Origin of the sequence: Mesorhizobium sp. LSJC285A00, from assembly GCF_000503155.1 — a bacterium.
GTDB lineage: Bacteria > Pseudomonadota > Alphaproteobacteria > Rhizobiales > Rhizobiaceae > Mesorhizobium.
In genome coordinates this window covers 57,443-68,886 of sequence record NZ_AYVK01000039.1, presented here as the reverse complement: position 1 = coordinate 68,886, position 11,444 = coordinate 57,443, and the positions used below count along the sequence as shown (strand labels likewise).

Here is an 11,444-nt window from a genome sequence, read left to right as displayed (position 1 = left end):
ACGGTCGAACCGGTTGGCCCACAGATTGTCGCCCGTTGCCGTATCGATGAGCTGGGCATTGAGGCGGATCTGCTCGCCGGTGCGGCGGACGCTCCCCTCGACAACGAAGCGGACGCCAAGGTCGCGCGCGACGTCCGCCAGCGCTGCAGGCTTGTTCTTGTAGGCGAACACCGAGTTGCGCGCGATGACGTCCAGACCGGACAGCTTGGTGAGGTCGGTGATCAGATCCTCGGTGATGCCGTCAGCGAAATAGTCCTGGCCTGGATCGCCGCCGAGGTTTGCAAACGGCAGCACGGCAACCGATGGCCGCGATGGCACTGAGAACTTCTGCCATGCGAAAATGCCGGCAATCGCGGCGATCGCCAAGGCGGCGGCGCCTGCCAGGATGATGACGCGCGAGCTCGGCCGGTGTGGCGCGGCCGTGACCTTTCCCGATGCTGCGGGATCCAGCAGCAGTCGATAGGCGCGAACCGGATCGGCGATGTTCTTGAGGCGCTGCTCGCCAAGACTGGCAAAGCCGACATCAACCTTGTGAACGGCATGATCAAATGCGGTTCCGGAGATACATACACCCCCCGGCTCGGCCATAGCCTCGAGGCGCGCGGCGATGTTGACGCCATCGCCGTAGATGTCATTTTCCTCTACGATGACATCACCGAGATTGACGCCGATGCGAAACCGGATGTGGCGGGGGTCGGAGGTGCCCGGGTCTCGGACAGCCATCCGGCGCTGAATCGCGGCAGCGCATTGGACGGCATCAACGACGCTGGCGAATTCGACCAGCGCCCCGTCTCCCATGAGCTTGATAATCCGACCGTGGAATTCCTTGATCGCGGGGTCGACCAGTTCTCGACGGCAACCCTTCAGTCGTTCGAGCGTGCCGACCTCATCCTCGCCCATGAGCGTGCTGTAGCCGACCACGTCGGCAGCAAGGATCGCGGTAAGCCTTCGCTCCATGTGCGGTTGTCCTGCCTCCCTAGCTCAAAGCTTCGCTGAGCGTATTCGACTGGCGTTTCGAATGCGAGCATGCTTGGCCTACTGGACAGCGATAATGCAACCACGTCGTTTTGAAGACATTGCCCTCATGGCTCAGCCTTGTGCGAAACCGGATGTTGCCGCATGGCTGATGTGGGTCGAGATCGGCCTCTGTCGTTCTTAACTGGCCACAAGCGGACTTACTGGTCCCGGCCCCAAGGCTGCCGGTCAGCAATGCGCCTCATTTCGGTCGTTCAGGCCGCGCTGACGGTTTCCTGAAAGCTGCCTGTCCGTTCAGCCTATTGTCCGGCGAGGAGATCGGCACAATTCGGCATCCGCCATCGTAACCGCAATTCGTCATCTCTCACCGGGTTGACAATCGCTCCTCAGGCGCCATGCTGCAGTGCAACATGGCTAGCTACGAAACCAGCATCATCAAATCGTCGCGCATCGAATGCCTGGACGGGCTTCGCGCGCTTGCGGCGATCTGGGTGCTGGTCGGGCACTGCATGCTTTTGACCGGCTGGCAAATTCCGATCGTCAGCGAGCCGGATCTCGGCGTCGACCTGTTCATCATGCTGTCCGGCTTCCTGATGGTGTTCCACTATCAGCTGCGCCAGGAAAAGGAGCCTTGGCAAAGACCGGAAACCTGGCTGAAATTCTGGACGCGCCGCTATTTCAGGATTGCGCCGCTGTTCTATGTCATGCTTTTCCTGGCGCTGGCGCTTGGCCCCTATCTCTACGATTGCAGGATCATCATCGACGATTTCCTCTCCAGATCGCACCAGGCGCCGGAACGCTACCTCGACGGCAGCCTGAAAAACATCGTCGCTCATCTCACCTTCCTGTTTGGGCTGGTGCCGAGCCTCGCCTATCGCACGCCGCTGCCTGACTGGAGCCTGGGGCTGGAGATGCAGTTCTATGCCGTGTTCCCGGCCGTCATGCTGCTGGTGCGCAGGCTGGACTGGATCAGGAGCGCCCTTGTGGTCGCGGCGGCCGGCTGCGTCATCGTGTTTGCGATGCGGCTGTTGTCGATCCATTTTCCGATGCCGTCCTTTCTGCCGCTGAAGATGCAGATATTCCTGTGCGGGATGCTGCTGGCCGGAGTCGTGCATCAGAGCCAGCCGCGATCTATCCTGTACTTGGCACTGGCGCTGCTGCTGGCGGCGCTGCCCTTTGGCGGCGATCAGGGGCTGGGCAAGCTTCTGGTGCGCGAAGCGCTGGTGGCGGGCTTCTTTGCCCTGGTTCTCTACCGCATGCTGCCTGGAAGGGCGGGAACGCTGGCGCGAGCGATCGCCGTGACGCTCAGCAACCGGTCTTCCACCTGATGGGCGAGCTTTCCTTTAGCATCTACCTGATCCATCTGCTGGTGCTGCAGCCCGTCGCGGCGTTCGTCATCAGTGAGTTCGGCCACGAATTGTCGGCGCCGCTGCGCTTCGCCATCGTCGTTGCCGTTGTGCTGCCGACGGTGACGTTGCTGTCCTGGATCACCTACACTCTGATCGAGGTCCCCGGCCAGAAGGCGGGCCGCTTCGTCGTCCAGCGCTTTGGCCGGAAAACTGCGCCGGTGCTCGAGAAGACCCCGGCGGAGTAGGGCGCCAAGTCAGCCAGTTCCCTCGATTGAATTCACCTACGACTGTGTCACGCCCTCTTGTGTGCGGCGAGATGAAGGCCGATGCCGCAGCAGGGACCGGATAATGTTGTCGTAGATGTAATTGGCGACAGGCGCGAGGCCACGAGAATGAGACAGGGCCAGATCAGCTTGTCGTCAACTGTCGCTTTGACGAATTTTTCCGAAGTTCAGCTTAAGACGGTGCGCCGACTCAGCCGGAACGGGCAGGCAAACCCTTCCCCTGCGCTGGCGCATGTCGCGGCGATTTCCTGCTGTGGTGGATAAGGCAACCGAACCGATGATCAAGATGAACATAGGGGCTGACTAGGCTAAGCGCTGGCGAGATCAAGCGGTACGCGGGGAGAAAAGGCGCTTGTCGCCCGCAACCTGTTCATGGGCAGTGGTTTTGGCGGTGATAATCATCTTGGCTGGTCTGATCGGGCACAAGGCCCACATCCTGCTGTAGTCTTCGGATCAATGGATTGCGCCAGCCCTCGATCGGGTGCATCTGCAAAGCAAAAGCCCGCCGCGTCTGGGCCGAGAGCGGCGGGCCGTCTTATTGCCGAGAGTTGAGCGCCCCTGCCACATGCAACTTTCGCGTTGGTGCACGAGTGCGGGCACATTCGACGAAAGCGATGCGCCTCGCGTCTGCCGTTTGGATCAGCTTCGCCATTGCCTCGCGCCCGCCGGTCGGCTGGCTGTCGAGGTGGCTGCCGATCAGCAGCGGCGGCAGGGTGGCATCCGTGCCCTCGCGGCGGATGAAAAGGTTTGCCATGGCGTCCTGGAAAACCGCGAAGCCGCGCGCGAGCGCCAATTCCGCCAACAGGCGCCGGGCNGAAAAGGTTTGCCATGGCGTCCTGGAAAACCGCGAAGCCGCGCGCGAGCGCCAATTCCGCCAACAGGCGCCGGGCGCCGCGATCCTCGATGCTGAACGCCTGTCGGTTTACGCCACCGGCTGGCGTCGCGCCGATCCGGGCGAAGGCATCGAGCCGGCCCAGCAGCCGCTCGCCGTCGATCTCCGACACTAAAGTCACCGCTTGAGGCCGCGGATGAAGGCCTTCACCCGTTGCGGATCGACCTGATTCCACCACACTCCATCATGTTTCAGCGAGCTGGCGACAATGACGCCGTCGACGATGTCCAAGATATCGTTGGCGTTGTCGGGTGTCACCCCGCTGCCGACAAGCGTCGGCAGTCCGGCGGCGTCCTTGATCATCCTGATGTAACTGAGGTCGGCGGCGTGGCCAGTGCGCTGGCCGGTGGCGATCACCGCGTCGGCATCGAAGAACACGAGGTCCTTGACCTGCTCCTCGATCGGCCGGTCGCCGACGATCGCATGGGCGCCNTCGCGCCGATCCGGGCGAAGGCATCGAGCCGGCCCAGCAGCCGCTCGCCGTCGATCTCCGGCACTAAAGTCACCGCTTCAGGCCGCGGATGAAGGCCTTCACCCGTTGCGGATCGACCTGATTCCACCACACTCCATCATATTTCAGCGAGCTGGCGACAATGACGCCGTCGACGATGTCCAAGATATCGTTGGCGTTGTCGGGTGTCACCCCGCTGCCGACAAGCGTCGGCAGTCCGGCGGCGTCCTTGATCATCCTGATGTAGCTGAGGTCGGCGGCGTGGCCAGTGCGCTGGCCGGTGGCGATCACCGCGTCGGCATCGAAGAACACGAGGTCCTTGACCTGCTCCTCGATCGGCCGGTCGCCGACGATCGCATGGGCGCCATGCTTGACATGCGCGTCGGCGAAGATGCGGATACCGTTGGCCCGAAGCCTAGCGCGGAAACGCATGGCGCGCGCCGCTTCGCCTTCGATAAGGCCCTCATTGGCGACATAGGCGTTGGCCCATTGATTGACGCGCACGAAGGCTGCACCGGAGGCACTGGCGATCGACAGCGCGGGAATGGAGGCATTGGCAAGCACATTGATGCCGATCGGCCGGCCGAGTTCTCTGCGGATCCGGTCTGAGACGACAGACATGTAGGCGGAGGTTTCCGGCCCGATATCATCCGGCTTGGAAAACGGCACGTCACCATGGTTTTCGGCGATCACGCCGTCACACCCTCCCTGCAAATAGGCTTTGGCGTCGTCGAGGCCGCGTTGATAGATGGCCTCGATCGCCTCGCCATGGTAGCGCGGCGCCCCCGGCAGGGGGGCGAGATGAACCACGCCGATCACCACCTTGCTTCTGCCGAAGATCGACTGCAGCGCATCATTCGTCACCTGGCCGACGGGTTTGGGGGATTGTGTCATGCGGTTTCCGCTTCTGTCGTTTCCATGAGCAGTTTCATCTCCCGCCTGTCGGGGCAGGACTCAAGCGTGCCGGCGCGTCCGACCGAGACAGCGGCCGCGCGGACCGCGATCCGCGCAGCCGCGGCGAGCTCCATGCCGGCCGCGAGGCAACCAGCGAGGCAACCGCAAAAGACGTCGCCCGCGCCGCTGGTGTCCACCACAGCCACGCTCGGCGCCGCGAACCGGTCGATCTGTCCTTGGTTATCGACCAGGCAGCCGAGTGCGCCAAGCGTCACGATGGCAGCGCCGGCGCCCTGACGGATCAAGTCGCGGGCCGCCATGGCAGGGTCGCCAGCCCCGGTCAGTTGCGCCGCTTCGCCCGCGTTGGCGATGACGACGCTGACGTCGCTCAAGCCCGGTGTGTGGTCGGCCGCAAGCGGGCTCGGATTGAAGATCGTCATCGCTCCCGCGCCCCGCGCCACCTTCAGGCAAGTGGCCGTGATATCCGGACCCAGATTGCCCTGAAATACTACGATATCGCCGCGTGCGATCGATCGGGTAAAACCGCTGTCGGCCATAGGATTGTACGCGGCGGCGCAACTGGCTCCGGTGACGATGAGGTTTTCGCCGCGCGCATCGACCATGATCGTCGACCGATCGCTGGGCAGTGGCAGTACCGCCAGATGGCTGGCATCGAGATCGCGGCTCAACTGCTCTGCGATCCAGACTCCGGCAGGATCGTTGCCGATCGCGGCACGGAAGCGAACATCGGCTCCGGTGCGCGCCGCGGCCACCGCCTGGTTCGCACCCTTGCCGCCAAGTCCGTCAGCATGTTCCGCTGCGTTCAGCGTTTCGCCCGGCTGGGGAAACCGCTCTAGCCGAAACGTTGTATCGACACAGACATTGCCGACGACATGGACGCTCATGGCTTGCTAGTCCTTGGCCGTAGCCCAGCCCAGCATCTGTTCGAACAATGTCTTGTAGCCATTCCAGGCGATGAAGCCCGGCGGCAGCCAATGCGGCCCTACATCCGAGGTCCAGGCGACAGTGCGGCCCCGGCCATATTTGCCGGTCACCAGCAGTGGCAGCGAACGGTAGTCGGAGGACACGGTGGCGAGAACTTCCGAACCATCCTTGACCGTGACCTCGTTGAAGCCAAGCAGGATTGGCCAGTCCTTACCGAGGCCCTTGAGGATCGGATGGGTCTGCGGTCCGACGACAACCGGCGCATAGCCCTCTGGAACCTCGACACGGTCGTCCACCGGCAGGCAGATGACCGGCAGAACGTCCTCAACCGGCGTCTTGTGATAGCGCGCGCCGCCATTGATGCCCTGGAAGCTGTAATAGCCGCCGAACATCAACAGACCGCCGCCATTGCCGACATAGTCGCGCAACAGGCGCAGCCGGTTCGGCGTCGGTTTGGAGTGGATCCAGGTATCGGGGTGAAGCAGCAGCGTGTTGGCCCCCAGATCGGAGAGCACGACCGCGTCATAGGCCGAAAGCGCTTCCATGGTCTGCGGGAAATTCCGCTGTGCCTCATGCGCCGGCATGAAGGTGACGTCGAACAGGCTGTCCTTCATCGCGGCCAGCAACTCATCGGCACCGGTGTGATATGTCACGGTGGGAAACTGATCGAAGCCTTTGATGTGGGTCGCGGTCGAGACCCAGGACTCGCCTGCGAGAAGAACCTTCTTCCTGGACATGTAGTCTCCCTATCTTGTTTTGGAGCCGCGGCTCAGAGGCCCTCGGCGAACACAGTCTTTGGATTGTCGATGAGCATCGTGTCGATTGCCGACTGCTCGACACCATGGCGTTTCAGTCTCGGCACGAAATGCTTGAGGATGAAGCCGTAGCCGAAGCCGCCAAAGCGGGTCAGCATGATCTTCAGAAACACGTCCTGCGACAGCAGAACCCGGTCGACCAGACCCATGTCGATCAGCGAGCGGATCGCCCGCGCATTCTGCTCGTCGGACGGCGACTGCGCATCCTGGTCGGCATAGTAGAAATCCATGCCGATCATGTCGTATTCCAGGAAGGCGCCACGCGCGGCGAGGCTTTGCTGGTAGGCAAGATCGTTGTGGCTGGGGTTCATGTGGCAAAGCACCGTATGCCGGAGATCCGCGCCTTCTGCCTCGACCACGTCAAGCACATCATGCGCCAGCCGCTCCCAGCCGGGCAGATGAATCGTCAGCGGCACGCCGGTCATCTTGGCCGCACGGGCGGAGGCCCGCAGCGACTTGCGCTCCTCGTCGGTAAAATCCTTGCTGACGCCAACCTCACCGATAATGCCGGCAATGATTTCGGGCTGCGCCGACCCGCCGCCGACATCATTGACGAGGAATTCGGTGACGTCGTCAACGTCCATCGCTTTCAGCCAGACGGGATGGGTGTGCTGCAGGTAGAAGCCCGTCCCCATGACGATCCGCAATCCAGAGGCGCGGGCGATGCGCGCCAGCTTCACCGGATCGCGGCCAATGCCAATGTTGGTCGCATCCACCACGGTATGGCCGCCGAGCGCCCGGTATTTCGCCAACTCCGAAAGGGCTAGGTCGCTGTCGTCGAGCGAGACGTTGTCGCGGTTCATGTAGGGGTTCATCCGCAACTCGCCGATGATCTCCATGCTGACCGGCTGCTCGGCGATCTTCTTCTCGTCGGGATGGCAAGGGCATTTCCACGACGTCGCGCCATCGAGCAGTATGTGTTCATGCATCAGCGTCACGCCCATATCGGCAATCGCAACCGGGCCGGTAACGGTCATCACCGTGCCGGAGCGAACACCGATCGGTGCCCGTTCCCTTGGCTTGTCGTCGAACAGATGATCCATGTCAGCGGCTCCGCGTTGCGCCCTTGAACAGCCGGAAATTCAGCCAGATGGCAACGAGGATAATTGTGCCGGTGACGATCGGTGTCAGGAATGGGGACATGTGCGCCAGGATCAGGCCGTTGCCGATAACCGCGACGGTCAACGCGCCGAGCACAGTGCCGATGATCGTACCGCGCCCGCCGAACAGACTGGTGCCGCCAAGCACCACGGCGGCGATGACATCGAGCTCGAAACCCTGGCCGGCATTCGACGAGCCGGAACCGAGCCGGGCGGCGAGGATGATGCCGGCCACCGCCGCCGCCATGCCCGACAGGATGTAGACGAAGAGCGTCATGAAGCGCGTATCGACACCGGCTCGGCGCACGGCCTCTGTATTGGCGCCGATGCCGGTGACATAGCGGCCGAACGGCGTCTGGTTGAAGGCGAGATAGGCAATGATCAGCACGACAAGGGCGAGCAGCGCCGGTACCGGCACGCCGAGAAACCAGGCCCTGCCGATGTTGACGAAGAAGCTGGTCGGTTCGACCGGGATCGAATAGCCGCCGGTGATCAGCAACGCCACGCCGCGGATGACGGAGAGCCCGGCAAGGGTGACGATGAAGGGCGGTATCCGCTCGTAGGCGATGAAGAAGCCGTGCAAGGCGCCGATCGCAGCACCAAGCGCCAGCATGGCGATGACGACCAGCGGCCATGGCAGGTCGGCCTGCAGGAAAACCGCCGACAGCGTTGCCGTCAGCGCCAGCACGGAGCCGACCGAGAGGTCGATGCCGCCGGTGGTGATGACGAAGGTCATCGCGGCCGCAACGATCAGCAGCGGCGCCGACTGGCGCGCGATGTTGAGCAGATTGGGCGTCGTCAGGAAGGAACCGGTGATCAGCGAGAAGACCGCGCAGACGACGATGAAGAACAGCGCAATCGAGACGACGCTGCCATTGGCGAACGCCACATCCTTCCACGTGCTGTTGTGAGCGCGTTTGGGCGAGGCGCCAACACCGGCGGAGGTAACGTTCATGGTTGGACCCCCTCATCGCGGCTTGCGCGGGCCGAGCGCGCGGTGAATTTGCGGCCGACGATCAGGTTGACGACCTCCTCGATGCTGGTCTCGCCGATCTTGCGCTCGGCGACATTGCGGCCTTCGTACATGACCTGGATACGATCGCAGACCAGGAACAGGTCCTGCAGGCGATGGGTGATGAGGATGACGCTGACACCACGGGCGCTGACGGCGCGGATGAGTTCCAGAACCGCCTCGACTTCCGCCACCGCAAGGGCGGCCGTCGGCTCGTCCATGATCAGCACCGACGGATCGAAGGAAGCGGCGCGGCCGATGGCGATCGACTGGCGCTGGCCACCGGAGAGGTTTTCGACCTTGAGCCTGGTATCGGCAATGACGATGCCGAGCCGGTCGAGCATCTGGCGCGTCTCGCCATGCATGCGCTTGTTGTCGAGAAAGGGGACGCCGAGAACGCGGCGACGCGGCTCGCGGCCGAGGAAGAGATTGCCCGCCACATCCACCGTGTCGCAGAGCGAAAGGTCCTGGTAGACCATCTCCACCCGCGCGGCGCGGGCATCGGCCGGCGACGAGAAAGACGCCGCCTTGCCATTGATCTCGATGGTGCCGGCATCAGGAATGACCGCACCGGACAGCACCTTGCTCAAGGTGGATTTGCCGGCGCCATTGTCGCCGACCAGACCGAGCACTTCGCCAGGCTTCAGGTTCAGCGAGACATCGTCCAGCGTCTGGATAGGGCCGTACCGTTTGGAAATACCGGTCATCCTGACGCGGTAGGTCTCGCCATCGCTCATCATGGTTCCAATTCTCTGGGCGCGACATGTTCAATTGGTCGCCGGGCTGCGCAGGCAACCCTCGGGTCAATGCGCAGCCCAGCGGTCCGGGGAGGATACTACTTGAACATGTCCTTGAACTGGCCGACATTTTCCTTGGTCACGATGGTGATCGGAACGTTGATGATCGGGTCGATCTTCTCGCCCTTCTTGAGCTTGACGAAAGCTTCGATGGCAGCCTTGCCTTCACCGGCCGGATCCTGCTGGACGACAGCGACCACCCAGCCCTCTTCGAGACCCTGCACCGCCGACTTGGTCAGGTCCCAGCCGAACACCTTGACGTCGCCCGTACGGGCCTGGCTGGAGACGGCGGAAACCGCGCCGAGCAGAGCCGGCTCGCCGGTCGCGTAAAGCGTCGTCATGTCAGGATTGGCGGTCATCAGGTTTTCGGAGGCGGACAGGGCGACGTCCTGGACGTTCTGGCCGTCGACCGTGTCGAGGAAGGTGACCTTCTGGCCGCTGTCGGTGACAGCCTTCTTGAAGCCGTCGAGGCGCTGGTTCTGGATAAACGAATTGAGCGCGCCAACGACGCCGATCTTGGCGGTGCCGCTCAGCTTAGTCTTCACGTATTCGGCGTAGGACTTGCCGATATCCTCGCCTGCCTTGGTGTTGTCAACGCCGACGAAGGCGACGTTGTCGCCATTTGGGATCTGCGCGTCAATGGCGATGACCGGAATGCCGGCGGCTTTGGCCGCGGTGATGGCCGGCTTCACACCGTTGACATCGATGGCGACGAGAATGATGCCGTCGACCTTCTGGGTGATGTAGTTCTCGATGGCGTCGTTCTGCGCGCTTGGTACATTGTTGGCGTTGAAGATGACGAGGTCCACGCCGGCAGCCTTTGCGGCAGCCGTTGCGCCGTCATTGATCTGGTTGAAGAACAGGGCCTGCTGGTTGATGGTCACCAGCGCATAGGTCTCGGCCATGGCGGAAGCAGAGCCGAGGGCGAGGGTCATGGCGATGGCTGCGGCGCAGCCTGAAAGGATCTTGGTAAGACGCATTCCGGTTCCCCTTGGTTTTCTCGAAAAGGCCCTTGATCGGGCTCACCTGGCGCCTGAGCGCAGAGCATATTTCAAGATGCTTGATTTCTTGTCAAGTGACTTGAATTGGCATCAACGAAGACAAATGAGGGGCTCGCCCGATCAGAATGTTGCCGGCGTGTTCACCCAGAAAATGCTGGCGCGTTCGTCGCCGACATTGCGGTACCAGTGCGGCAGTTCGGAATTGAAGACGAAGGAATCGCCGGCCGACAGGCGAAACGTCTTTTCGCCGACCATCAATTCGATCGCACCTTCCAGGAGGTAGCCGACTTCCTCGCCAGCGTGCTGGATCGGGCCGGCGCTCTCACCTCCCGCCTCGATGTGATGGATGTTGCACTGCAGGAGATGGCCGGGCGAATACGGAATGACGCGCTCGAGCGAAATGCCTTCGCCGCGCCGAAGCGGATCGAGCGCGATCAACGGCCGCGATCCAGCCCGAAAGACAATGCCTTCCTCACCATCGGATTCCTCGAACATCCAGCCAATGTTGGTGCCAAGCACCTCGACAAGCCGGTGCAGCATGGGAAGCGAGGGCGAGACCTTGCCGTTCTCGACCTTGGAAAGCAGGCTTTCAGAGCAGTTCGCGGCGGCGGCTAGCGCCTTCAAGGTCAGCCCACGCGTCTGCCGGGAGAGTTTCAACCGTATGCCGAGCCGCAGAAGGCTGGTGGCGGTCGAGCGCTCGTCGCCGCCCTTGCTGTTTTGGGTGTCCATCTTGTTCATTTGGGGACGCGAACATCTCCGCTGGTTGGGCTGACTCGTAAAACTGATCCCAGGCGTTGTCCATCCTGTGAAAAACGGACGATGCATCCAATCGACTCGGCTGGGCTTTTCAAAACCATCATCCCCGACCAAACGCTACGACGCCTTCGGCGCATTTGCGAGTAACTGCCCGGAAGAATTGTTCCTCTCAA

At 62.4% G+C, this 11,444-nt stretch carries 11 protein-coding genes and 3 pseudogenes; 2 read left to right on the top strand and 12 right to left on the bottom strand.

What is annotated here, in order from left to right; genetic code table 11:
- Positions 1 to 957 (bottom strand): adenylate/guanylate cyclase domain-containing protein (locus X726_RS143505; RefSeq protein WP_023672480.1); only part of this gene is annotated, 957 nt, incomplete at its 3' end.
- 428 nt (positions 958 to 1,385) lie between these two features.
- On the opposite strand from X726_RS143505, the gene X726_RS01000000167455 reads away from it, so the two are divergent.
- Both X726_RS01000000167455 and X726_RS1000000172495 read left to right on the top strand, forming a co-directional pair.
- Positions 1,386 to 2,303 carry an acyltransferase gene (locus tag X726_RS01000000167455; protein ID WP_348626779.1) on the top strand — a complete coding sequence of 306 codons (918 nt, stop codon included), beginning with the start codon at positions 1,386 to 1,388 and terminating at the stop codon, positions 2,301 to 2,303.
- The gene (locus X726_RS1000000172495) at positions 2,303 to 2,569 is read left to right on the top strand and encodes a hypothetical protein (protein ID WP_348626778.1); all 267 of its coding nucleotides are present in this window, start codon (positions 2,303 to 2,305) and stop codon (positions 2,567 to 2,569) included. The genes X726_RS01000000167455 and X726_RS1000000172495 overlap by 1 nt, the downstream gene beginning before the upstream one ends.
- Positions 2,570 to 3,266: 697 nt before the next feature.
- On the opposite strand, the pseudogene X726_RS1000000171965 reads toward X726_RS1000000172495, so the two are convergent.
- From X726_RS1000000171965 to X726_RS143550, 11 genes and pseudogenes are all read right to left on the bottom strand, one after another.
- Positions 3,267 to 3,422, bottom strand: a pseudogene (locus tag X726_RS1000000171965) (Zn-dependent hydrolase); the annotation flags it as partial.
- Position 3,423: 1 nt separating this feature from the next.
- A pseudogene (locus X726_RS1000000171960) lies at positions 3,424 to 3,621 on the bottom strand (Zn-dependent hydrolase); the annotation flags it as partial.
- Positions 3,618 to 3,932, bottom strand: a pseudogene (locus tag X726_RS143510) (BtpA/SgcQ family protein); the annotation flags it as partial. The pseudogenes X726_RS1000000171960 and X726_RS143510, both read right to left, overlap by 4 nt.
- A 70-nt stretch (positions 3,933 to 4,002) precedes the next feature.
- Positions 4,003 to 4,845 (bottom strand): BtpA/SgcQ family protein, encoded by an 843-nt coding sequence (locus X726_RS143515; protein WP_023672476.1) that lies wholly within the window; start codon positions 4,843 to 4,845, stop codon positions 4,003 to 4,005.
- On the bottom strand, positions 4,842 to 5,750 hold the full coding sequence (locus tag X726_RS143520; RefSeq protein ID WP_023672475.1) for a ribokinase: 909 nt from the start codon (positions 5,748 to 5,750) through the stop codon (positions 4,842 to 4,844). Before X726_RS143520 ends, X726_RS143515 begins: the two co-directional genes overlap by 4 nt.
- Positions 5,751 to 5,756: 6 nt before the next feature.
- The gene (locus X726_RS143525) at positions 5,757 to 6,527 is read right to left on the bottom strand and encodes a glutamine amidotransferase (RefSeq protein WP_023672474.1); all 771 of its coding nucleotides are present in this window, start codon (positions 6,525 to 6,527) and stop codon (positions 5,757 to 5,759) included.
- A gap of 32 nt (positions 6,528 to 6,559) precedes the next feature.
- Complete coding sequence (locus X726_RS143530; RefSeq protein WP_023672473.1) at positions 6,560 to 7,648, bottom strand: phosphotriesterase; 1,089 nt, start codon at positions 7,646 to 7,648, stop codon at positions 6,560 to 6,562.
- Position 7,649: 1 nt separating this feature from the next.
- Positions 7,650 to 8,660, bottom strand: coding sequence for an ABC transporter permease (locus X726_RS143535; RefSeq protein WP_023672472.1), 1,011 nt, complete (start codon positions 8,658 to 8,660; stop codon positions 7,650 to 7,652).
- Positions 8,657 to 9,454 (bottom strand): ATP-binding cassette domain-containing protein, encoded by a 798-nt coding sequence (locus X726_RS143540; RefSeq protein ID WP_023672471.1) that lies wholly within the window; start codon positions 9,452 to 9,454, stop codon positions 8,657 to 8,659. The genes X726_RS143535 and X726_RS143540 overlap by 4 nt, the downstream gene beginning before the upstream one ends.
- A gap of 98 nt (positions 9,455 to 9,552) precedes the next feature.
- A complete protein-coding gene (locus tag X726_RS143545; protein ID WP_023672470.1) occupies positions 9,553 to 10,494 on the bottom strand; it encodes a substrate-binding domain-containing protein in 942 nt (313 codons plus the stop codon).
- A gap of 141 nt (positions 10,495 to 10,635) precedes the next feature.
- Complete coding sequence (locus tag X726_RS143550) at positions 10,636 to 11,253, bottom strand: cupin domain-containing protein (RefSeq protein WP_023672469.1); 618 nt, start codon at positions 11,251 to 11,253, stop codon at positions 10,636 to 10,638.
- Positions 11,254 to 11,444 lie beyond the last annotated feature (191 nt).

Bases quoted from the DNA above. Each gene is read 5' to 3' on its own strand.
- X726_RS01000000167455 (WP_348626779.1), top strand. From the start codon at position 1,386: ATGGCTAGCTACGAAACCAGCATCATCAAATCGTCGCGCATCGAATGC.
- X726_RS1000000172495 (WP_348626778.1), top strand. From the start codon at position 2,303: ATGGGCGAGCTTTCCTTTAGCATCTACCTGATCCATCTGCTGGTGCTG.
- X726_RS143515 (WP_023672476.1), bottom strand. From the start codon at position 4,845: ATGACACAATCCCCCAAACCCGTCGGCCAGGTGACGAATGATGCGCTG.
- X726_RS143520 (WP_023672475.1), bottom strand. From the start codon at position 5,750: ATGAGCGTCCATGTCGTCGGCAATGTCTGTGTCGATACAACGTTTCGG.
- X726_RS143525 (WP_023672474.1), bottom strand. From the start codon at position 6,527: ATGTCCAGGAAGAAGGTTCTTCTCGCAGGCGAGTCCTGGGTCTCGACC.
- X726_RS143530 (WP_023672473.1), bottom strand. From the start codon at position 7,648: ATGGATCATCTGTTCGACGACAAGCCAAGGGAACGGGCACCGATCGGT.
- X726_RS143535 (WP_023672472.1), bottom strand. From the start codon at position 8,660: ATGAACGTTACCTCCGCCGGTGTTGGCGCCTCGCCCAAACGCGCTCAC.
- X726_RS143540 (WP_023672471.1), bottom strand. From the start codon at position 9,454: ATGAGCGATGGCGAGACCTACCGCGTCAGGATGACCGGTATTTCCAAA.
- X726_RS143545 (WP_023672470.1), bottom strand. From the start codon at position 10,494: ATGCGTCTTACCAAGATCCTTTCAGGCTGCGCCGCAGCCATCGCCATG.
- X726_RS143550 (WP_023672469.1), bottom strand. From the start codon at position 11,253: ATGAACAAGATGGACACCCAAAACAGCAAGGGCGGCGACGAGCGCTCG.